This window comes from Neolewinella agarilytica, assembly GCF_900110645.1.
In the GTDB taxonomy this organism is placed as follows: domain Bacteria; phylum Bacteroidota; class Bacteroidia; order Chitinophagales; family Saprospiraceae; genus Neolewinella; species Neolewinella agarilytica.
Genome location: NZ_FOFB01000018.1, coordinates 12238 through 35942, shown reverse-complemented (window position 1 = coordinate 35942; position 23705 = coordinate 12238). Strand labels below are relative to the sequence as shown.

General features: G+C 51.5%; 13 protein-coding genes. 9 read left to right on the top strand and 4 right to left on the bottom strand.

Going from position 1 to position 23705, the window contains the following annotated elements; genetic code table 11:
• Nucleotides 1-17 precede the first annotated feature (17 nt).
• The 5 genes from BM123_RS15715 to BM123_RS15700 all read left to right on the top strand — a co-directional run bounded on the left by BM123_RS15715 (nucleotide 18) and on the right by BM123_RS15700 (nucleotide 5543).
• On the top strand, nucleotides 18-908 hold the full coding sequence (locus BM123_RS15715) for a protein phosphatase 2C domain-containing protein (protein ID WP_090170239.1): 891 nt from the start codon (nucleotides 18-20) through the stop codon (nucleotides 906-908).
• Entirely contained in the window at nucleotides 886-1170 is a 285-nt protein-coding gene (locus tag BM123_RS23980; RefSeq protein WP_139211909.1) for a hypothetical protein, read from the top strand. The genes BM123_RS15715 and BM123_RS23980 overlap by 23 nt, the downstream gene beginning before the upstream one ends.
• Nucleotides 1139-3472, top strand: coding sequence for a protein kinase domain-containing protein (locus tag BM123_RS15710; protein ID WP_090170237.1), 2334 nt, complete (start codon nucleotides 1139-1141; stop codon nucleotides 3470-3472). The genes BM123_RS23980 and BM123_RS15710 overlap by 32 nt, the downstream gene beginning before the upstream one ends.
• Nucleotides 3469-5046, top strand: coding sequence for a DUF4407 domain-containing protein (locus tag BM123_RS15705; protein ID WP_090170235.1), 1578 nt, complete (start codon nucleotides 3469-3471; stop codon nucleotides 5044-5046). The genes BM123_RS15710 and BM123_RS15705 overlap by 4 nt, the downstream gene beginning before the upstream one ends.
• Nucleotides 5047-5108: 62 nt before the next feature.
• Nucleotides 5109-5543 carry a GNAT family N-acetyltransferase gene (locus BM123_RS15700; RefSeq protein ID WP_245748583.1) on the top strand — a complete coding sequence of 145 codons (435 nt, stop codon included), beginning with the start codon at nucleotides 5109-5111 and terminating at the stop codon, nucleotides 5541-5543.
• 208 nt (nucleotides 5544-5751) lie between these two features.
• Here BM123_RS15700 and BM123_RS23975 read toward each other — a convergent pair whose 3' ends face one another.
• Complete coding sequence (locus tag BM123_RS23975; protein ID WP_139211908.1) at nucleotides 5752-9708, bottom strand: M43 family zinc metalloprotease; 3957 nt, start codon at nucleotides 9706-9708, stop codon at nucleotides 5752-5754.
• Nucleotides 9709-9954: 246 nt separating this feature from the next.
• Between BM123_RS23975 and BM123_RS15690 the strand changes: the two genes are divergently transcribed.
• Both BM123_RS15690 and BM123_RS15685 read left to right on the top strand, forming a co-directional pair.
• Complete coding sequence (locus tag BM123_RS15690) at nucleotides 9955-12069, top strand: ComEA family DNA-binding protein (RefSeq protein ID WP_090170233.1); 2115 nt, start codon at nucleotides 9955-9957, stop codon at nucleotides 12067-12069.
• Nucleotides 12070-12984: 915 nt separating this feature from the next.
• Nucleotides 12985-14442: a dihydrolipoyl dehydrogenase family protein gene (locus BM123_RS15685; protein ID WP_175489418.1), complete on the top strand. Its 1458-nt coding sequence runs from the start codon at nucleotides 12985-12987 to the stop codon at nucleotides 14440-14442.
• A gap of 435 nt (nucleotides 14443-14877) precedes the next feature.
• Here BM123_RS15685 and BM123_RS15680 read toward each other — a convergent pair whose 3' ends face one another.
• Both BM123_RS15680 and BM123_RS15675 read right to left on the bottom strand, forming a co-directional pair.
• Nucleotides 14878-15765, bottom strand: coding sequence for a carboxypeptidase-like regulatory domain-containing protein (locus tag BM123_RS15680; protein ID WP_090170230.1), 888 nt, complete (start codon nucleotides 15763-15765; stop codon nucleotides 14878-14880).
• A 63-nt stretch (nucleotides 15766-15828) separates the two neighbouring features.
• Nucleotides 15829-17316, bottom strand: a complete 1488-nt coding sequence (locus tag BM123_RS15675) for a Na+/H+ antiporter NhaC family protein (RefSeq protein ID WP_090170228.1) — start codon at nucleotides 17314-17316, stop codon at nucleotides 15829-15831.
• Between the two features lie 452 nt (nucleotides 17317-17768).
• Between BM123_RS15675 and BM123_RS15670 the strand changes: the two genes are divergently transcribed.
• Both BM123_RS15670 and BM123_RS15665 read left to right on the top strand, forming a co-directional pair.
• Nucleotides 17769-18050, top strand: a complete 282-nt coding sequence (locus BM123_RS15670; RefSeq protein ID WP_090170226.1) for a hypothetical protein — start codon at nucleotides 17769-17771, stop codon at nucleotides 18048-18050.
• A gap of 462 nt (nucleotides 18051-18512) precedes the next feature.
• A complete protein-coding gene (locus tag BM123_RS15665) occupies nucleotides 18513-21242 on the top strand; it encodes a M16 family metallopeptidase (RefSeq protein WP_090170224.1) in 2730 nt (909 codons plus the stop codon).
• Nucleotides 21243-21750: 508 nt separating this feature from the next.
• On the opposite strand, the gene BM123_RS15660 is transcribed toward BM123_RS15665, so the two are convergent.
• Nucleotides 21751-23634: a peptidoglycan D,D-transpeptidase FtsI family protein gene (locus BM123_RS15660; RefSeq protein ID WP_090170222.1), complete on the bottom strand. Its 1884-nt coding sequence runs from the start codon at nucleotides 23632-23634 to the stop codon at nucleotides 21751-21753.
• Nucleotides 23635-23705: the final 71 nt, after the last annotated feature.

Genomic DNA, 23705 nt, shown 5'->3' with positions numbered 1-23705 from the left:
AATACACAAAATTTAATATGAATGTCAATCAATCAATAATCGGCAAAGGAACACTTTCTATAAAAGAAGTAAATCAAGATTTTGTAGCTGCTGCTAATGTACCCAACAAATACAACGTTATTGCGGTGGCTGACGGTCTTGGTTCCTTTTATAATTCAGAGTACGCTTCAAGGTTTGTCTGTGAAAACTTGGTTAATCTTATAGAAGACCATGACAATATGGAGGAACTCTTATTTGAAAATTTATTTGAAGAAATCACACTAAACTTAAAGAACAAAGTAGCCGCAGATTTTGGAAGTGACGATTCGCATAAAAATTGTTTCGGTACAACCCTTTTATGCTGTATCGAAACTGAAGATGAGTTCCAAATTGGCTACTTGGGAAATGGAGGGATATTTCATATACGTGGAAACTTCAATAGTTTTCCAGGTAGATTTTACTTACCGTGGAACTCAATCAATTTGTTAAACCCGCATAGTATTGAACAATCAGGAAAAAATGCCATGTATAAATTAATAGAGCCTAATTATAAAATCGGGCAAATAATCCCAAGTGTAATCAAAATTCGTAAGGACAAATTGCATTTTGGAGATATAATAATGCTCTGCTCGGACGGGGTGTATTCTTATGATGAGGTTCAAATGGGGAAAGACCCTAACGGAAAGATATGGATTAGTGGAGAAGAAGCAATGGAGAAGTTTTATAAGCATCTCAATCGTTATTTCTCAAACAAGGAATTTACTAATGAAGCACTTGATGTTGTTATTAATGAATATTTAGAAGACTTGAAGATGAGTGATTTAATTCATGATGATACATCTTTGGCTTTAGTGGTTTCAGGTAAGGTTCAGAGTTTTCAACTTGATAAAATAGCAAAAGCGGAGAATGGCAAGAATACACAAAATTAATAGCTTATCTTCTGGTATTTTTTCTGAATTTTCCTCTATTTCATCAATTGAAATGGAAGATAAACCTTTTGCGAGTGGAGGTTTTGGTGAAGTCTATCATTGTAGAAATGTAAACGGAAAAAAGACTACCATTCCACAGGTAATTAAGGTTTTTATTGACGTCAATGGGAGTGCCCAAAAAGGCTTTCGAACCATACAAAATCTTCAAAAGCAAATAGGAAATAAATCAAATGACCTCAAACAAAACTCAAAAAAAATTTAGTGACCAATATATTGGAATGTTGGGATGTCCTCAATTTTCATTTGAGGGGGAATTTAAAGGGAAGAAAGTATTTGGCTACTCGGCTAATAATCTAAAATCATTGGGCTTTGAAGAGTTCAAAGACATCTTACAAGACCCAAGCCTACTCAGAAAATATCAAAGGTTGCCTCTGCCAGATAAGCTTTTAATAGCCTTTCATATTGTTAAGTCTTTTGATTTTCTTTATGGTATAGGATATATTCATGCAGATTTTAAATCCGAGGCACTTTTTGTAAACTTATCAAAAAAGCAATGTGCAATCATTGATTTCGACAGTGGGTCTGTTATGAAGTCTAAGAGTGACAAGCCAACAACTTGGGGAACTCCACAAGATTGGTTAGCACCTGAAATATTTGAACAATTTGCAACTGGACTTAACAACAGAAGTAACGCTAAAGAGCCAATTCCTGTCAAAGTCGATTTACTATCCGATATGTGGTCAGTTGCTGTCTGCATTCATTATCTTATATTCACCTTTCACCCTTTTTTCTATTTTTCTGAAATTAGTCAACGAAGTCTAAGAAAGTATATTCAAGGGGGTTATGCTTTCCCAGATATTAGTAATCGCTTCCCCTTCTTAACTAAGAATCAACAATTACTGCAACTTCACCGTGGTTTTTATACCAATTACTTTCGTTCTCAACTACCCCAAGAGATAAAAGATAAGTTTGTCCAAACATTTACGAGTGGATGTTTAAATCCAAGTTTACGGACATCATACAGTCAGTGGAAGTCAGTGTTGAGAGTTACCCAATCTCCGCCAACTATAAATTACTTTAGAGTCAATAAGACGAAGATAGAAGATAAAAAGCCGGTGATAGCTGAATGGAGTGTTGATAATGCATCTGTATTGCTTGTAAATAATCAAGATGTAACGGGTAATAAAAAAATGTCATTATTAATTAGGAAGGATACTGAACTGACGTTAAAAGCGAAAAATCCGTTTGGAGAAGTGTCTAAAAAAATAAAAGTATCGGTTTCTAAAGACAAGCCAATTATCAGATATTTTAAGTCTAATATTCCAAACAATTTTATTCAATCTGAAAATAAAATTACACTTTCATGGGGTGTTACAGGATTTGACAAAATAGAAATAATAGGGATTGGCGACGTAACTAATAAGAAATCCACTACAATAAATCCCCCAAGGAAGGACGTGTCTTTAGTGCTTCAAGCGACAAGTTATTTTGGGCAAACAAGTAGGCATGCAATTTTCTTTACAGTAAATAAGAAGCCGCCCATTATTCAGTCATTTAAGTCTTCAATCAATACAATATTCGATAAAAACAGACCAGCCGAGTTAAGCTGGGATATCTACAATGCAGCATCAATTGAAATTGACAATAGTGTTGGCAATGTAACAAATAAAAAAAGAATAAGTGTCACACCTGTAAGAGATGCCACCTACACGATTAAGGCAACCTCTTTCTTTGGAGCAGTAGCAACAAAACAAGTTAGATTGTTGGTGTCGAAGATTCCTCCAATAATTAACACATTCAGTACAAACAAAAAGATAGTTAATAGAATTGAAGAGATAGTATTAAGTTGGGACGTTAGTGGAGCGGAAAGAGTTTTTATAAATCAACAAATAGGGGATGTTTCAAACCTTAATTCTGTAAAATATAAAGTAACAAAAGATGTTGTTCTCACTTTATTTGCAGAAACCTATTTTGGAGTTCAGGCACATCAATCTATTTCGATTCAGACATCCAAAGTTCCCCCAACAATAAAAAATTTTATAGCTTCGAAATACATCGTTGAGGATGATAAGCCAATTGAGTTAAAATGGGATGTTGATAATGCAGCAAATATAACTATTGATAATGGTGCAGGAGATGTTTCCAGTACGAATAGAAAGTCTGTTAGGATTCTTAAAGATACGACTTTTACCATAAAGGCAGTTAGCTGCTTTGGTGCAATTTCAACAAGGTCCATAAAAGTTCAAATTTCCAAAACGCCACCTAAAATAATCTCATTTCGCTCTCAATCTCTTTTGTTAGCAGAAGGACTAACTACAAACCTTTCATGGAGTGTAGAAGGAGCTTACTCGGTTGAAATAGATAATGGAATAGGTAAGGTTGTAATGTCAGGAAAGATAAATATTTCACCAGCAACAGATACTACATACACCTTGGTGGCTAAAAACTATTTCGGTTATGAAAGTCGTTCACATGTTTATTTGAAAATATTGCGTAAACCGAAATTAAATTATGGAAGTGTCCAGCTAAAACCCCTTCCAACATTAAAAAATCCTATTAAATGAATTATCTATCCAAAATATTAGCCAAATGTGGTGGGGCACATATACCAACTTTGGAAAAGTGTCCTTCTCAAGTAGGGAAATATGCATCCGTGGGGATTACCATAATCTTCACAGGAATATTTGCTGCATTTTCAGGGGGATATGCTTTTTTCAAAGTATTTAATAAAGAGGTTGTAAACTCTTCAGGACAAACTGAAAACACCTTTTTTTTAGGGGCAATATTGATGGGCCTTTTATGGGGCTTTATGATTTTTAACCTTGATAGGTTTATAGTCATGAGTATGAGGAAGCAAAACGAATTTTGGAGAGAGTTAACAACTGCTACACCAAGAATCATTTTAGCGATAATCATTTCATTGGTTGTTGCTAAGCCTTTAGAGGTTCGCCTTTTCCAAGATAGGATTGAAGCACAAATCTCTGACAATGAACTTGAAAAAAGGGAGCAAAGTCGAAACAGAATTTATGGCATTACAAACAAAGTTGAAATTGATAGTCTTAAGGGGTCAAGTGAATCCACAATCGCTGATATAAAAGCACAATTGAAACGAGAATGTCCAACCCAGGAGTGTAAAAGCGCTTTCGATGCCCAAAAGGCTGAGTTGGAAATATTTTATGACGTTAGGAGTCAAGTTCAACCCATAATCAATGATGCTGATAAGAACATTCAGTTTATTAAAAACTCGGATAGATACAAAATAATAACCATTGTTGACGGTATAGAAAGGAAGGAGTTGACACCTGAAGGTAGGAGGCTATTAAATCAATATAGAAATGTTTTTGACACTAATATTCAAAAAAGAAAGGCGCAGTGGGCAAAATATCAATCAAAACTTAATACATACAACACACTAAACACAAGGTACAAGGAGAGTAAAAAAGAGGAATTAGCCGCTGCTAAGGAAAAAGATAAAGAAATAGCAGAGAGACAGACAGAAGCTGACAAATTGACTGGTGAACTTGAGGAAAAATCAAGTGGTGCTGCTGATGTTGCATATACCAATAATTTTATTACTCAAATTGAAGCACTTGGAGATTTAACGAAATGGCGCTATAATGAATTAGATGATAATGGTAATGTCATTGAGGAAGCAAACAATACAATGTGGTATATGAACTTAGCAATTATCTTACTATTTATAGTAATTGAAACTGCTCCTGTGTTCGTCAAATTAATTTCAAATAAAGGTCAATACGATATTGCTTTAGAAGCTGATGACACCAAGAAAGAGGCGGGGTTTATACATGATGCTAATACTGATATTGCAATTGTTGAACAAAAAAGTCAGTTGCAATTGCAAGCAATAATGAATAATCAGCAAGCACAACTGGGTATGTTGCAAGCAGCTATTCAATCTTGGCAGAACCAAAAAACGCAACAGTTAAACAATGGAACTTTAAGTGATGAGGATTATAAAAAAATAATTCAGGAAATACTCGAATTTGATATACTTAGCAATAAGGCGTTTGGAACTACAAATACTAAAAAAACGAACCTTATTATTAGGGTATTAAATAAAGTGTTGAGAAGAAAGAATACGGAGCATAACAATGTGCGAAACGGCAATACTCCCTAAGCGGTCGTACTGCGTTTGTACCAACCGTTTCTACTTGATTCCAACCAACCAAAAGGAAAAAATTGGAAAACAAATACCAAATTTCTACCGAAAAGCAGTTGTTAGACGTCGAAATGATTCATGATTTCTTGTCGACAAAAGCCTATTGGAGCCTCAAGATTCCTAAAGAAACAGTCGTTAAGGCAATAGAGCATTCACTTTGTTTTGGCGTATACGAGGGCAACGAACAACTGGGGTTTGCCAGAGTAATATCCGATTATTCGACCATTGCTTATTTGGGGGATGTCTTTATTCTTGAAGCACACCGGGGAAAAGGGCTTTCCAAACTTTTGATGGAAGCTATTATGAATCACGACGAACTACAGGGGTTAAGAAGATGGATTCTACTTACGGGAGATGCCCACGGTTTGTACAAAAAATACGGTTGGAAAGAAATAGCAGATTCTACGGTATGGTTGGAGCTTCATGATCCTGGTGTTTATAAAGATCGGGTTTAGAGTAGGCAGGAATATGGCATAAAGTGTGCCTGTTATCCCCAAAAACACCCCCCATCGGCCCATGCCAACGAGGGGTGTCCTCACCAAAAAATTAAAGCAAAGGCGGTACTCTGCCAGACAAATGACACTTCAGCATCTCGAAGCGCCCTGACGCAGTCGGGTCTTCGAGCGTGCGGGTTACCCCATTTGTAAAGCAAAGACAGACGGTTTACCGCAGCAAAACCAACCGCTTCGTCACCACCTGGTTACCCACCCGGGCGCGTAGCAAGTAGACGCCCGCTGATTGCGTTGCCGCCGGCTGCCACTGCAGCGTGTGCGTGCCGGCGCCCCGGGCGCCGTCGAGGAGGTGAGTGACGAGCCTGCCCCGGCTATCGTAGATGTCGACCGCAACGGTCTCCGCCTCCGTCAGCTGCAGGGTGAAGGTGCTGGCGCCCCGGAAGGGGTTGGGCACGACCCGCAGGTCGAAGGCCGTACCGATCAGGTCTCCCGCCGAGGTAGTCGCCTCGACTTGGGTAACGTCGGGGATGATGCTGCGGAAGGAGCCCGCCGCCGTCAGGTCTTCGATGCGGAGATCGAGTTGGGGGGAGGCACCGTCGTCCGTCAGGGCTTCGAGGCGGATGGCGGTGAGCATCAGCCGGTCGGGGCCGCCCATGGGGTTAGCGTGGGCCAGCAGGAGGTGGCCCTGGCTGGTTTCGGAGAGGTTGACGTTCGGACCGGCGAAGCCGGGGTCATCACTGGCCACCAGCTCCACGAAGCGGTAGCGGGTAGCGTCCCAGCTGGCGGTGAGCTGGTAACTGCCGAGGCGTTCTCCGGTTCCCGCCAGATCAAGCGTCAGCGGAAGCAGGTAGGTGCCGTCTTCTTTCTCCAGCCCGATTTCCAGCGGCGCGTTGAGGGAGGAACGAGGCGTGGCGATGGTTTCGCTCAGCAGCCCGTCCGTGGCGGCGGTCGGGCAGACGGGCTCGCCGATGGCGAAGTCTACGGGCAGCCCCACGTCGTAGGTCAGGATGATGAGGGCATCGCGGGCGTTCGTGCGGCGGTTGCCGTCGACGTTGCCAAAGCCGGCGTCGATGCGTTCCTGCGCGACGGGCGGAATCGGATTGCCGACGGCGAAGGCCAGCACGAGCGCGGCATCGGTGGAGTTGATGCGTCCGTCGCCGTTCACGTCACCCAGCAGCTGTTCTTCCTGAATGGAGAAGCCGCAGTTGAATACGGAGGCACTCTCGGTCAGGTCCGTAAAGGTGCGGGCGCTTACGAGGGTACGCAGGTCGAGCACGGGGTTGACGTTGGTGCCTGGGGCACCAAGGGCGCGGAAGTTGGCGCTGAAGACGGGGACATCTCCGCTGCGTCCTTCTGTATCTGCTCCGTTGAAGATGATCGCTCCGGCGGTGGGGTTAACGAATCCGGTGAAGCCGGAAAGAATCTGTGCGTCGCCGACGTACTCCATCACCGTGGGGTCGTAGCGTAAGACGGCGGTGAAGTTGCCGAGGAAGTCGTCGGGCTTGGGCACGTTGCTCATGTCTACCCGCACGGTCAGCGGGAACTCGCAGTTGGTGGGCACGGCCTCGGGGCAGTCGACGAAGACCGGCGGGGTATTGTCTCCGCCGGTGTCAACGGGGTCGGGGAAGCGGATGCCTTCGGCGAAGGTCCGCCACCAGAACTGGTTGCCACCGATGGGCTCCAGGGTGCGGCTGTCCACCTGGGTCATGTTCAGGCGGTGAACGGTGTTGATTTGTCCCTGCCCGAAGGGAATGAAGATGACGTTGACGGGGAAGAGATCGCCCGGACGAAGGGGGATGCCGATCAGCGCGGCCCCGTCGTTGAAGATTTCGACGAAGCCGTTACCAATGTCCTCCACGCCTTCGCTCTGGCCGTTATTCTGCTGCCAGATGTCGTAGAGCTCTCCCATCTGTACGACGATCCGGCCGAAACGGAAAGGAGACCGCACGGCATCTTGTGGCAGCGTGAAGCGGAGATCTGCCCGGTATTCTTCCGCTCCGTAGTTGGCAACGATGACCTGGTTGAAGCTTCCACCGTCGCCTTCGGCGGCTTCGCCGACGGAGATGTTTTTCCAGACGATGTTGTTATTGTTCTTCACGTTATTCCAGAGGCTGGCGGTTTCGGGGAAGGTCATGCCGTCCGCATCTTCGATGCGGGAGAGTAAACAGAAGTGGGAGCGGTCGGCTCCGAAGCTGGCGTAGTCAACGGGATTGGGCACTACCCAGGGGAATTCGAGGATGGTGAACTCGCCACCGTCAACGGTGACGGGCGAAGCGCCGATGGAGGAGCCCATCAGTGCCGGTGTAGTGACGGATCCATCCCAGGGGCTGGGCCAGGAGAGACCGGAACTGGCCTTGGCCCAGTAGAGATTTACATTGCCGCTTTGACTTCCACTGCACCCGCGGTTGCGCACCCGCACGTACACGTAATTGGGACTTCCGTCCGGCTGGTAAACGGGATTGACGTGTTCCTGATTCGTCAGCCCGTCATTGGTGGGCCGCACCCAGATGTCGGCACTGTGGTACAAGCCCTCGGTGGTGGCGTTGGGCTCGTCGCCCACATCATCGTAGGTGTCGGCGCTCCAGAGGTCCGGCGTGGCGGGTGTTTCGGGTGGCGGCAGGTGGCCTTCTGAACCGATCAGGCTGCCCCGAACGGTAAACAGTGCCGCCGCTGCCCGCACGTGTTGCCCGACGGTAAACATGGTCATACAATCGTTGTCGACGTAGTCCATGTAGTTCATGAACATGTCTCCGTTGGGGGCATTGTCGCAGCTGCTGCTCGGGAAGGATGGGCAACCACTATTGGACAGCCCCTGATTCGGGGTATCGTCCACTTCGTCCGAGCCGCCGCAAATGTCGGCGGTTCCCTGGTCGTCTCCCCAGATGTGGCGCAGGTTGAGCCAGTGGCCGATTTCGTGGGCGAGCACACGACCCAGGTCGAAGGGCGCCGAGGCGGTTCCGTTGGTGCCGAAGGCGGTATGGTCCATCACCAGGCCGTCTTCGGCGGGGCGGGCGGCGAGGTCAGCCGGCCAGGAGGCGTAGCCCAGCAGCGTGCCGCTCAGGTCACAGGTCCAGATGTTGAGGTATTCATCAGACGGCCAGCCGTTTCTGCCTCCGGAGGAGGTGAACTTGACGGGATTGCGCTCGGTGGCCACGCTGCTGCCCGGGTTACGCCCGAAGGAAGTCGTGGAGGTGGAGGTACGGGTGATGCCATTCGTTGGTTCGCAGTCCGGGTCTCGCTGGGCGAGGGCAAACTGTATGCGCAGGTCGGCCACCTGGGGGGCGAAGACCCCCGGCACCGTGCTCACATCGGCGTTGGCGGCCCGGAAAACTTCGTTGAGGGCGTCGATCTGTGACTCGATCTGGGCGTCAGAAATGTTGTCCGTACTGTTGTTGTACACCACGTGTACGACCACGGGAATGGTGATGACCTCCCCGCCGAAGCCGAGCTCGTCGGCTGCCTGCAGTCCTTCCAGGTACTCCGCGGTAAGCTGTCGGATGCGGTCGTATTCCCGGATGAAGGGCGGGTCTTGCTGCAGTCGTTCCAGCAGCAGGTCTCCGGTGCCACACTCGAAGCCCCGGCCGGGCTGGCCGGGCAGGTATTCAACGTCGTCGATGAAGAACGTTCGCGCGGCAGAACCGCTGTCCAGGTCAATGACGTAGCCCAGTGCCCCGGGCGCCTCGATGACTTGCCAGCGGGTGGTAACCGGGGCGCGGAGGAGGAGCTCCGTCCGCCCGTCCGCATCGTAGCCATACACGAGAATGATGTCGGCGTCGGAAAAACCCATGGCCGCAAAGCGGATGCCGTTGGTGGGTTCGTTGAATTCCATCACGATGGCATCGGAGGGGAACTCGCAGCCAATGCCGCCGGAGCAGTTGGCTGCAACGTTGCGGCCGGAGGGGGCGCCGTCGCGCTGAAAGACGGTAACGGGGCCGAGCCGGCCTTCCGTTGTCGTCGGAAGTCCGGTCAGTGTCGGGGAGGGCGTTCCGAAGGAAACGCCGAGCGCGTCGAGTTCCGGGCTGGTGGTCAGCGTACCTTCAAAATTCTCAAAATCGATGATGGTGGACGGCTGTTGGGCCTGCAGCCCGAGCGCAAAAGCTCCGACGAGCAGGAGCATCAGTGAACTGCGCAGCCAGAACGGCCGCGCGCAAAAGGGTAAAAAACGCATTGGGATGAAATTTATGGGTTCTTAAATCGGTGAGAGCTCATCCCAGGGGTTACGGCTAAAGGGTCGGTGTTTTTATGCGTCGTGCCGTTTGTGTGTTACGACTTGCTTTACTTTTTAACGGTTTGTTGTCAGCAAAACTAAGGGGGAGGGCTGCTAACTTTAGTTATTGATTGCCCCGGCAGGACCTTCAGCTACCGGTCATCGGATGCATCTGATGAAAATCGGCTTTCCTTTTATCTTTGCTCCATGTCCTTCCCATCGCACCTGCGGCCGCGCCACCTCGTCCTCTTTCTGTTCCTCCCGTTCAGCCTCTTCGCCCAAACCGAAGCCCCACCGCCGGGCACCGATGATGAGGCGCAGCAGCAGCTCATCGAAGACATCGCCGCTAACGCCGAAGAAGAAAGCGATGAGTTCGATTTCAACGCTGCTTTCTCCTTGCTGGAGGCCTATCAGCAGCGCCCCTTCGACCTCAACAAAATCACCCGCGAAGAACTGGAAGAAACCTGGCTGCTGACGCCCATCCAGATCAGTCAGCTCCTGGAATACCGGGAGCGGATGAACGGCTTCGTCAGCGTCTACGAGCTGCAGGTTATCCCGAGTATGGACCTGGAGAGCATCCGCCGGCTGGCCCGCTACACGAAGGTGGGGGGCGGTCTGGACGACAATAAAATCTCCTTCAGGCGTATGCTCGCCGAAGGCGACCGCGAGCTCTACGTCCGCGCCCAGCGCCGCCTCGAAAGCCGCGTTGGCTACGAACGCGGGCCGGAAGACAGCCTGAGCTACTACCTCGGCAGCCCCGAGCGACTCTACGTCCGCTTCCGCCAGAAATTCAGCAACCGGATGAGCTTCGGGGTCACCGCTGAGAAGGACCCCGGGGAAGCTTTTTTCTCGGAGAATAACAGCAAACGGGGCTTCGATTTTTACAGCGCCCATTTCTACCTGCGCAACATCGGCAAGCGGGTCAAGGCCGTCGCCATCGGCGATTACAACATCAGCTTCGGGCAGGGCCTGATGCTCTACACGGGCTTTGGCTTCGGCAAGAGTAGCCAGACGACCAACATCGCCCGGGGCGGACAGACGCTGCGCCCCTACACCTCCGTCAATGAATTCAGCTTTCTGCGCGGAGCCGCCACAACGCTTGGCTTCGGGGAGAAGACCGAACTGACGCTCTTTGCCAGCCGCAAGGGCCGGACGGCCAACCTCATCCAGGCCTCCGACACGCTGGATCTGGACCCGGAGGAACTCGCCGTAAGCTCCCTCAATATTTCCGGCTTCAACCGTACACCGAACGAGGTAGAGGACCGCAACGCACTGACCCAAACGAGCTACGGCGCCTCCCTGCGTTACCGGGGCAGCCAACGCTGGCAGGTAGGACTTAACTTCCTGAGCGAAAACCTTAGCCGTCCGCTGGACCTGCGCGACCAGCCCTACAACGTCAACTTCTTTCAGGGTACGGACTTGCTCAACGTCGGAATCGACTATCGCTACCGGCTCAAGAATTTCACTTTCTTTGGGGAGGTAGCTGCGTCGGATAACGGCGGCCTCGCCCAACTGCACGGCCTCATGCTGGGGCTGGATCGCTACATCGACGTGTCCATCCTTTACCGGAACTATGAGGCGGATTATCAATCCCTAAGCGCCCGCCCCTTCGGCGAAACGGCCAGCGGCCGTAATGAAGAGGGGCTCTACTTCGGCCTCGAACTCCGCCCGGGCGCCCACTGGCGCATCAACGCTTACTACGATATCTTCCGCTTCCCTTACCTCCGCTTCAACGTTGATTCTCCGGACCAGGGGCATGAATACCGCTTCCGGCTTACCTACTGGCAAAAGCGGAAACTGGAAACCTACCTCGAGCTCCGCTCCGAAACCAAAGGTTTCGGCCTGACCGGCGGAGAGTTTTTCGATGCCGTTGCGCCCCGTACCCGTTTTCAGGGCCGCCTCCACTTTGGCTATAAGATTAACCCCTTCCTGGACTGGCGCAGCCGCATTGATGCTGGCTTTACGAAAGACGAACGGGACGGCACCCAGACCGGCGTAATGGTCTACCAGGACCTTCACTATCGCCCGCGTGGCCCCTGGAGCTTCAGCACCCGATTCGCGCTGTTCAATACGGAAGATTATGATGTTCGCTTCTACCAATACGAAAACGGACTGCTCTACAACGCCCGCGTAGTGCCCTACTACGGCCGGGGCACCCGGACTTTCTTCCTCGTTCGCTACAAGGGTATCCGCAGCCTGACCATCGAAGCCCGTATCGCCCAGACTTTCTACACCGATGGCCGTACGGTCGGCTCCGGCCTGGAAGAAACGAACGGCCCGCGGGGCACGGACGTGGGGATGCAGGTGGTCTGGCGCTTTTAGCATGACTTCAGCCCTGCTGCAAGCCTCTCCGCCGTCTTCTTTTCTCCTCCCGCTCCTCCGGAAAAAAGAGTTGCTTAGCGGCTGAGTGGACAGGGCCGATAGGATAAATTTTCCAAAAGAGCCGGAGGAGTGGAGGAGTTGGCGGAGAGAATTTCGCAGGATTTAATAATAAATCGGCGGAACTTTTGGATGCCGGGTCCATAGTCAGAGAGGTAAGATTTCCGAAAATTTGCAAGCCTCTCCTCCGTCTCCTTTTCTCCTCCCGCTCCTCCGGAAAAAAGAGTTGCTTAGCGGCTGAGTGCGCAGGATACGATAGGATGAATTTTCCAAAGGAGCCGGAGGAGTGGAGGAGTTGGCGGAGAGAATTTCTCAGGAGGCGATGATGAATCGGCGGAACTTTTGGATGCCGGACCCAGAGTCAGAGAGGTAAGATTTCCGAAAATTTGCAAGCCTCTCCTCCGTCTCCTTTTCTCCTCCCGCTCCTCCGGAAAAAAGAGTTGCTTAGCGGCTGAGTGCGCAGGATCGATAGGATAAATTTTCCAAAGGAGCCGGAGGAGTGGAGGAGTTGGCGGAGAGAATTTCGCAGGATTTAATAATAAATCGGCGGAACTTTTGGATGCCGGGGCCATAGTCAGAGAGGTAAGATTTCCGAAAATTTGCAAGTTTCTCCTCCGTCTCCTTTTCTCCTCCCGCTCCTCCGGAAAAAAGAGTTGCCTAGCGGCTGAGTGCGCAGGATCGATAGGATGAATTTTCCAAAGGAGCCGGAGGAGTGGAGGAGTTGGCGGAGAGAATTTCTCAGGAGGCGATGATGAATCGGCGGAACTTTTGGATGCCGGACCCATAGTTAGAGAGGTAAAAGTTTATCCGATGTCCCGGGCCGGCCGAACATCCCGTAGAGGCATCCATTTTATTTCCATGAAATATACCCACGATCTCATTGTTATCGGTGCCGGAGCTGCGGGCCTGGGCTGCGCTGGTTTCGGATCTTCCATCGGATTGAAGGTGGCACTGATTGATAAATCAGCCAAAAACTTTGGCGGAGACTGCCTCAATTATGGCTGCATCCCGAGTAAAGCCTTGTTGCACGTTGCGAGTCTTTTTGCGGGAGGTAAGGAGGCGGAGGCCTACGGATTGCAAACGTCGGGCAAAGCTGATTTTAAGAAGGTAATGGCATACGTTCATTCCCGGCAGGAAATCATCCGGGCGCACGAAACGCCGGAGCACTTCCGGGAAGAATTCGGGACAGACGCCATCATCGGGGAGGCCCGCCTGACCGGAAAGCAAGAAGTGACGGTTGGAGGCAAACAGTTGACGGCACCCAAAATTGTACTCGCTACGGGCTCCGTTCCGCGAACGCTGGATGTGCCGGGTGTGGAGAAAGTAAAACAGTGGGATAATGAGTCGCTCTTCTGGGAGTTGGACGAACTGCCCGAACACCTGCTGATCGTGGGTGGCGGACCGATAAGTTGCGAGATGGCGCAGGCCTTCGTGCGCCTCGGTAGCCGGGTTACGCTGCTGGTACGTGGGGAGCGCCTGTTGCAGAAAGACCCGCCGAAGATGGGAGAAATTCTGGCGGAAAAACTTCAGGCCGAAGGGGTGGACATTCGCTTTAAGACCGAGGTAGCATCGTTTAGTGATACACAAACGGCTGTATTAAAAGGCGGCGCGGACGCAGGTGCAGAGGAGGGTAGTGGAAGCATTGAATTCACTCACCTCCTGGTTGCCATCGGGCGCAAAGTCCGCACCGAAGGCCTCGGGCTCGCGGTAGCGGGGGTGAAGGTTGAGCGGGGCAGGATTGTCACCAACGAGCGCTACCGAACGAGCAACAAAAACATCTTCGCCATCGGCGATGCCTTCGGGCAGGAGCAATTCAGCCACGGAGCTGAATTTCATAATACCCAGCTGTGGAATAATCTGCTGAGCCCGCTCAAGAAGAAGCATAACCTGGACAAATTCAGCTGGGTAACCTTCACCGACCCGGAGATTGCCAGCTTCGGGATGACACCAGCGCGACTGCAGGAAAAGGGCATCGCCTTCGAAACAAGAGAACTGTCGCTGGAAGCCGACGACCGGGCCATCGCAGCCGATTACCGCAACGGCCACCTCATCGTCTACCTCAGCACCGGCTGGTGGGGCGGCGGCAAAGTACTCGGCGGCTGCCTGGCCGCGCCCGCTGCCGGGGAAATGATTCAGGAGTTACACTTGCTTCAATTTCAGGGTAAGAAGTACGGCGCACTGACGAATAAGATCTACGCTTACCCCGTCGGCAGTCGCATCATCCAGAAAGGCGCGCGCAAGGGCGCGTCGGACTTACTAACCTCCGGCCCGCTGCCAAAGCTCCTGCGGTGGATGTACCGGGTGGGGAACCGGTAGGCTGATTTTCTCCTCGGCCGGGAGATCACCCGATGTAGGGTGATAAGAATTTACTAATGCTTGTGTTAGGAAACCTCTCCCCCGGCCCCTAGGGCTAACGCATACTCGAAGCCGGACCCTCACCGCGAAGCAGCCCCGAAGGGAAAGGAACATTTTATCCTTCGCTCCGCTACGGAAAATGCACACTTCGAGGTCCTAAATTGGCAGTCTAGGACCTCGAAGTGTGCTCAGCCATGGAGCCGGAGGCGAAATTGCTGAGTTCCTTTGAGCGTCCGGTGAGTATGCGTTAGCCCTGCCCCCGGCCCCTCTCCGAAGGAGAGGGGTGACCCTTCGGCCATGATTATCAGTGAATTGTAGCACTTTTACTCTCTATTAATTTCTTATTTAAAGTTGGCGAGTTGCAAATTCTTATCACCCTACACCCGATGTGTAAAATCACCGCCGAAAAACCACCACCGCTCCGAAGGCCATGTTCGGCACTTCCTCTTCCTGCCAGCGGGGCAGGTTTCTGATACTCCAGAAGTTGTCCCGGTAACGGGCAAAGGTCAGGGCCGTACCGTTGGTCGTCGTGTATTTACCGATGATGGGGCCGGTCGTTCTGCCATCTTCCCAAATGGGGATATTGCCGGCGGGGGCAAGATATTCCAGCCCGATGAAGAGCCCTTCAGGAGGGAAGGCAATGCCGTATTCCCGTAGCGGAATGTTGATGAAGCCTCCTTTCCAACTCGTAGCGAATTCGACGGTCTCCAGCAACAAATCCTGTCCGGGGTGAAAGGTGTTCATGTTGGGCTTGCGGGCGAAGACCCGCACGCGAAAAAGCCCTCCGGAATTCAGGCTGCGGATACCCCGGGAAAACTGAAAGGTAGCCGCTGCCAATAGCCCCTCCTCGCCGTAGGGGTTCGCCACATACCGGGCGAATTGATTGCCAACGGGTGGAATCAGGCCTCCCCGAATTTTTCGCTTCTGAAAGCCAAGACCGACGACCTGCTCTTTTTCTTTTTTAGCGACAAAATCTACCGTTGGCAGGTCGTATGAAAGGGCTTGCAGACGAATGGTATCAGGAATCTCCCGCATACTAAATCGAAGCGGCAGGTAACCAAGCGCGGAAAAAATAAGCGTATCCGTGGTGGATAATCGCTGTAGCGAGAAAGTTCCGTCAGAATGAGCGTAGGTGCCTGTTTCTGTCCCGGAAATCCCCACACTGGCGCGGGGGATGGGCTGGCTGGTAGCCCGGTCCACTACGGTCCCGAATCGGGCTTCCAACTGGGCGGAGAGGCTGGTGCAGGCAGCCGCCAGGATGACTATCAGAAGGATTCTTTTCATGTTGGGTAAGGTGCAGTTGGCTCAACAAAATAATTTTTCAATACGGCAGCCACCCTTTGGTGTTTACAGCAGGCCCAATACCAGGTACAGCATGGCCGCCAGCCCACCCGCAATGCCTGCATAGGGTAACTGGGTTTTTACGTGATCCACATGGTCGGTGGCGGAAGCCATCGACGACAGGATGGTCGTGTCCGAGATGGGGGAGCAGTGGTCTCCGAAGACACCACCACCAAGTACGGCAGCAATGGCCATGAGCACGTTGGCATCCATCTGTTCTGACATGGGGACCGCGATGGGAATCATGATGGCAAAGGTGCCCCAGCTGGAGCCGGTGCTGAAAGCGATGAAGCAAGTCACAACGAATACCAGGAAAGGAACCAGGGCGGGGGAGAGGAAGCCCTTAGCGACGTCGGCCACATAAATGCCCGTTTCCAGCTGCTTACAGAGAGAGCCGATGGCGAAGGCCAGTAGCATCAGCAGGGCGAGGGGGATTAGGCCGGCGATGCCCTTTAGCACCAGGTCAACGCTCTCCCGGATACCAAAAATGCCCTGGGCTTTGTAGAAGCCCATACTGACGAGAATAGACAGCGTTACGGCCACCAGCACGGAGGTAGAGCCGGAGCCCCTGCCCACTGCTAATAAAAAGACTTCCACGGCACCTGCGTCAGCGCCCAGCACACCTCTGGCCGTATCCCAGCCCGTATAAGCCAGCATGAGCGGCATGCAAAGTACCATGACCACAATGGGAAGCACCATGTTCCAGAGGTTAGGAACGACGCCCTCTTTGGCGGCAATATCCGTCAGCTCCGTATCCACCACCGGTGTTGCCCCATCACTCAGTAGCTGCCCACCCTGCGCCCGGGTTTCGGCCTTCCTCATCGGCCCGAAATCTCGTTTCAGCAGGATGATGACAGGCACCAGCAGGAGCGCGATGATGGCGTAAAAGTTGTAGCCCAGCGCCTTGATCATGGTCGAAAACGGGTTGGCGAAACCCTCCGCCGCCAGTAAGGTCATGATGAACGCTCCCCAGCCATTAAAGGGGATGAGGATAGAACTCGGTGCCGAACTGGAGTCGGCGATATAGGCCAGCTTCTCCCGGCTGATGCCCATTTTATCGAAGATGGGCCGGTAAAGCGTGCCCACCGTAAGCACAGAAATAGAGCTTTCCACGAAGACCAGCGCACCCGTCAGCCAGGCCAGCAGCTGAACGACAACTTTGCCGGAGCCATCCTGTCGGTCTTCGTATTTCTGCAATTTACGCTCTACGAAAGCGATAAAACCGGCTACACCACCCGAACGCTGCATGAACACAATCAGCGCACCGACCAGTGCGCAGAACATGATGGTACGGGTATTGCCGGCGTCCGAAAAAACATCCACCAGCCCCTGCATCGTGTCCAGAAAACCCAGCCAGGGGTTACCACCCGCCAGGATCACGTAGCCCATAAAAATGCCTACGATCAGGGAAATGAAAACCTGTCGCGTAGCGATGGCCAGCAGAATGGCAATGACGGGAGGAAGAAGCGTAAGAATACCTAAGGATTCTGCCATGGGAGGTAGTGTGTAAAGTGTAGGATTGATTCGTCAGGGGCGGGACCGTGGCACAAGCTAAGGATTTCGGCAGGCTTGCGCTTAACTACGGTGGTTGTGGGCCGGATTAACAATGAGAAATGTGCATTTGGTGAAAAGGAGGGTGCTGTTTGTTTTTCCCAATTTAAAATAAATAAAATGTGATAATGTAGAGTTAATAATTGTTCATTGTGATAAATTCAGTCATTTATTTTGATGTATGGAAGTTAAACGTATCTTCAGGCATTCTTAAAGTGGATCTGAACAAACAAACAGGACTAATTCGGACAAGCAGGTATCACACGTTCAAGGTTGTATTATGACCGCTCAGTCGAAAGCAGGGTGGCTTAATTTACCTGGCAGTGAAGTACGCTGCTTTGAGGCAAGTGCTCGACAATAAAGTTTAGAGAAGCTCTTCATCAAAACACATTAAAATGATTGGTACTATTATTTCTCTTCTTAGTGGCGCACTGGGTGGTAACCTTGCCGGCTCGCTCATGAAGGACTCTTCTTTGGGCACCCTTTGGAATTCTGTCGTTGGCATCGCTGGCGGCGGTATTGGTGGTGTCATTCTTGGCATGCTGGGCCTGGGCGCTGGTGCAGGTAGCGAAGCGTTGGATATTGGCACTATTGTGAGTAACGTGGCCAGCGGTGGCGTTGGTGGTGGTGTTTTGCTGGCCATTATCGGTATGATTCGCTCTGCCATGGCTAAATAGCCGCACAACAGAATCAGAAGCTGTTCTTTTTCCTTTGGAAGAAGAATAGCTTCCTTTTCTATTCGTTCTGATGTAGATTTTTCTAATCTGGCCGCGAAAAATGAGCATTCGTAGGTCGATTGGAAAAGTCTACATCGGTGCTTCACCAAAAAAAAGCGATCAACGATCAGCTTTCAGGCAAAATCCTGCTGAATGCTGTCCGTTGATCGCTTTTTGCTTTTTAGGGAGGCAGGCAGGGCAGGGCAGGGCGACGGGGCGCGGGTGCAGTGGATTGGATCAGGGCAGTGAAATCCTCGAAAGGGCCTGTCGACGATGATGGTTTTGCCGTCACCCGGCCGACAAAGCCTAAATGGTGAGCCACCTTCGTCTATTTGTTAGCGTCTTTAGTCGATAGACGTTTAGGTCTCGTCTCAACGTTTTAGACCTTATAGCGATAAGTTTTCACCCTTTAACCATTCATTCATGCGTTTACGATTATTAGCCGCCCTCTTTATGGCGGCCACCTTTACCCTTGCGGCCCAAAAGGTCCCCGAAAAAATAACTACCGTAGAGGGCATCACTGAATATCAGCTGGAGAACGGCCTGAAAGTTCTTCTTTTCCCTGATCAGTCGGTCCCTAACATCACCGTCAACATTACTTATAAGGTTGGGTCCCGCCATGAGGCCTACGGCGAAACCGGTATGGCTCACTTGCTGGAGCACCTCGTCTTTAAGGGTACGCCCGATCACCCGGACATCCCGGCCGAACTCACCAGCCACGGTGCCCGCCCCAACGGTACTACCTGGTATGATCGTACGAACTACTACGAGACCTTCGCCGCCAGCGACGAAAACCTCGATTGGGCCCTCGACATGGAAGCCGACCGGATGGTTAACTCCTTCATCGCCAAGAAAGACCTCGACAGTGAGATGACCGTGGTCCGTAATGAGTTTGAGTCCGGAGAGAATAACCCCGGTGGTATTCTCATGCAGCGGGTGCTGAGCTCTGCTTATCTCTGGCACAACTACGGCAAATCGACCATCGGCTCCAAGGCCGATCTGGAGAACGTGCCGATCGAACGCCTGCAGGGCTTCTACCGCAAATACTACCAGCCGGACAATGCTGTACTGGTGGTGGCCGGCAAAATTGATGAAGCCAAAACATTGGAACTCATTCAGGAAAAGTTCGGTAAAATTCCGCGTCCGGAGCGCAGCCTCTACCCAACCTACACCCGCGAGCCGGTACAGGACGGAGAGCGTTTTGTGGAGCTTCGCCGTACGGGTGATGTACAGGTCGTACAGGCCGCTTACCACGTCCCTGCCGGTCCGCATGCCGATTACCCCGCCGTGTCGGTATTGATGGACATTCTTACCAGCCAGCCCAGTGGCCGGCTTTATAAGGCATTGGTGGAAGACGGAGATGCGTCCGTCGTTTGGGGCTTTGCCCCGGCGCTGGCCGAGCCTGGCTTCGCCATGTTCAACGTCAACGTGCTGAAGGAAAATGACCTCGCTGCCGTGGAAGCGGCCTTCAAGGAGACCATCGAGAAAATCCGTACGGAAGCGCCTACGGCTGAAGAGGTGAAGCGCTCCAAAGACAAGCTGCTCAAGAATTTTGAATTGGGCCAGCGGGATGCTAACCGCGTAGGCCTGACGATGAGCGCCTACATCGCGCAGGGAGACTGGCGCCTGGGCTTCATCAACCGCGACCGCGTTAAGGAAGTAACCCCGGAAGACGTCATGCGGGTAGCGAATACCTACTTTAAGCCTTCTAACCGCACGGTTGGGCGTTTCTTCCCCACCGAAGAGCCTGATCGCGTAGAAGTACCCGAAGTGCGTGACCTGAGCATCATCACCAACGGTTACGTTGGCGGCGAGGCCGTCGCCGAAGGCGAAGCCTTTGACCCCAGCTACGACAATATCGACCAGCGCACCCTGTCCGGCAAGCTGGGTAAAAAGGAAACCATCGAGTTCAGCCTGCTGCCTAAGGAAACCCGCGGTAACAGTGTTCAGGCAAATATGAACGCCCGCTTCGGTAATCTGGAGGCACTGCGCGGCCGCGCCGCGGCGGCCAGCTTCACCGGCCGGATGCTGATGATGGGAACGGATGAGATGAGCCGACAGGATATTCAGGATAAGTTCGACGCGCTAAAAGCCCGTGTCCGGATCTATGGCGGGGTAAATAGCACCGGCTTCAGTGTGGAAACCGAACGGGATAACCTGGCGGAAGTCATTAAGCTGGTGGGCGAGATCATGCGTAACCCCAGCTTCCCGGAAGAAGAATTTGCCAAAATGAAAAAGGAACAGCTCGCCGGTATTGAGCAGAGTCGCTCCGACCCACAGGCCATCGCTTTCACCGAAATGAGTAAGCGGACGAATCACTTCCCGAAGGATCACCCTTACTACGCTACCAGCTTCGACGAGAGCGTGGAGCGCATCAACTCCGTTACGATTGAAGACGTACGGAAGTTCTACGATGACTTTTACGGCGGTGCGAACATCACCTTCGGCGCCAGTGGAGACATGGACGCAGAGGAGGTGAAAACCGCGCTGACGGAAGCCTTCGGTGATTGGAAAAGCCCGACGGATTATGTCCGCATCGGCCGTAAGCACCGTGATACCAAGCCGGATGCCGTCAAAATGGAAACACCGGATAAGGCCAATGCTGTCTTCGTAGCCACCCAGGCATTCCCCATCGGACAGGATCATCCGGATTACCCCGCACTCGTAATGGGCAACTTTATGCTCGGGGGAGGATTTCTGAACAGTCGCCTGGCTACCCGCATTCGCCAGAAAGAAGGCCTGAGTTACGGCGTAGGTAGTAATTTCAACGCTGGTGCCATTGATAAAACCGGCACATTCATGGCCTATGCTATCTACAACCCCGAAAACCGCGAAGCGCTGGAGAAAGCTTTCCGCGAAGAGATCGATAAGGTTCGTACCGAAGGCTTCACCGCCGAAGAACTCGAAGCCGCTAAAAGCGGTTGGGTGCAAAGTCGGCAATTGAGCCGGGCGCAGGACCGCTCGCTGGCTAGCAGACTGAGCAACAACCTCTTCCTGAAGCGGGACATGCAATGGTCTAAAGCCCTGGAAGAAAAGATGGTCGGCCTGACGCCGGAAGCCATCAATAAGGCCATGGCCAAGTACCTCGACGTAGACAAGATGCTTATGGTCCGGGCTGGTGACTTCGCTAAGGCGGAGGCGAAGCGGCCGTAGTGAAGTAATGATAGTAGGGATAGTCTGATAGTAGGTCTGCTATCATTACTGCTTCCTGAATTTTTAGCGATCAGTCATTAGCATTCAGGCATCACCGCCAGGATGTTAATGGCTGATCGCTTTGTTTATTCTTATGCATAGCAAGATCAATCTTTGCACCTTTCGGGACAATCATATCTGAGCTTTAAAGTGGAATACGGCGCGAACCGCAGGTGCAGGGTATAGATAACGAGCAAGGGAGACCTGCTTAGTCTCTAAAGGCGAGATTCCTCCGGAATCGCAATGAATACCCGGTTGAAGCCCCATCTCTAAAGGATAGCGCCTACACAGCTCTTTTCTACTCTTTCTTTGCACCTGCGGACCCCGCTAAGCCTGTCGAAGTGTCCGCGCCAGAATCTACTAAAACGGTACAGTATCAATGTGAAATAGTCTCCAACATGTTGTAGCCCAAAGAACCAAAACACCAAAGAACCAAAATACCAACCTACCAAAGAACCAAAATACCAACCTACCGCACCTCCCGTATCGAAGTCTCTCCCCGGTTCGTCATGTCCTTATCAAACATCCGCTGCTCCAGCCACTTACGGTTTTTGGCAATGTTACCGTTGAGGTATTTCTCGATCATCAGACTGGCGATGGGAGCGGCGACGGAGCCACCATAGCCACCGTTCTCGATGTAGACGAGGATGGCAATTTTAGGATTGTCCTTCGGCGCAAAAGCGGTGAAGGCGGAGTGGTCTCCGTATCTGTTCTGGATCGTTCCGGTTTTACCGCAAATGTCAATGCCAGGGGTGAAGGCTAAGCGGGCCGTACCGTTAGTGACGGTTTGCCGCATGCCTTCCACCACCGTTTCAAAGTGCTGGCGGTCGATGTCAATATCGTGTCGTTCTACCTTGACTGGCCGGCCAACACCTTCATTCCCTACTTGCATCTGTTTTACCAGATGAGGGGTGTACCAGTGCCCGCGGTTAGCGATGGCGGCAATAAAATTGGTGATCTGCAGGCTGGTCAGCTCATATTCGCCCTGGCCGATGGCAAGGCTCCGGATCCAAATGGCCCGCCAGTACTGCTCGTCGGCAAAGCGCTTGGCATAAAACTCACTGGTAGGCACAAAACCGGAAATCTCACCCGGGAAGTCAATCCCTAACTTTCTTCCAAGTCCGAACTGATAGAGATAGTCATTGAAGTCATCCATGCCTTCTACCGGAGATAAGCCCCCGTAGCGATTGACATTTTCCAGCCAAGAGGTAACGAAGTAGTTATTACAGCTCTGCGCAATGGCCTGCTCTACGTTATTGACGTATGGGTGGCTGTGGCAGCCCAGTAACATTTTCCCTCCACTCCAGAAACCGCCCCGGCAGGCCATACCCCGGTTGGCGTCCAGAGTGCCGGTTTGAAGCCCGATGAGGGCAACCAGGGTCTTGAAGGGGGAGCCCGGCGCATATTTACCGTTGATGGCGCGGTTGAGCAGCGGCTGCAGGGTATCCCGTTGAAGTTGGGTAAAGAAGCTGCTCCGGTCCCGCCCGATCCGCAAAGAACGCGGATTGTAAGTGGGCGCAGAGATCATCGTCAGAATTTCTCCCGTAGCCGGCTCAATGGCAATCACCGTCCCCACTTTATTCACCATCAGGCTCTCACCGTACTGCTGCAAATCAAGGTCAATGGTTGTAATCAAATCGCTACCCACCACGGCTTCTTCTTCCACACCGGAGGAGCCCACGGCCCGCCCGAGTCGGTCGCGGTACAGCCAGCGCTCTCCTTTCTCACCCCTCAGGTCTTTCTCATACTTATACTCCAGGCCGGAGATGCCGTGATAGTCTCCCGTGGAATACCGATCGCCCTCACGATCAATGGCTCGCTGGTCCACTTCCCCCATATAGCCCAATACGTGCGCTGCCACCGGCCGCGGGTAATTTCTTGAACTCCGCAGACTGGCCGAAAAGCCCGGGAAGCGGAAAAGATTCTCCTGAAAGGTCGCGTATTTCCGGGGAGAGACGTTCGCCAGAAAGATGAAAGGCTTGCTCTTGCTGTACTTCGGCGCCCACTGCTTGGGAATCGCATTTTCGAAGTACTCCGGAGAAATTTGCAGCAGCCGGCAAAACTCGCTCGTGTCAAATCGCTCGTGTTCCTTTATGAACTGATTATAGATCATTTCGATCTGATACACCGGCTCGTTGATGGTGAGTAATTTGCCATTACGGTCGGCCATTAAGCCCCGTGCGGGATACAGTTTTTCTTTACTTTCACCCACTCTTGCGGCCCGCCCCTGCCAGTATTCGCTGAAAACCTGCAGATGTACGGCTTTACCCACCAGCATAGCAGCGATGATCAGAATAATGATTCTGATGGTCGTTCCCCGTTGTACCTGCCTTGTGGTGTTAGATCCGGTCATGAAATGCTGCAAGAAAATCCAGTTATCTACTATCCGTGTTTACATAGCGCTATTAACAAAGATCGACATTT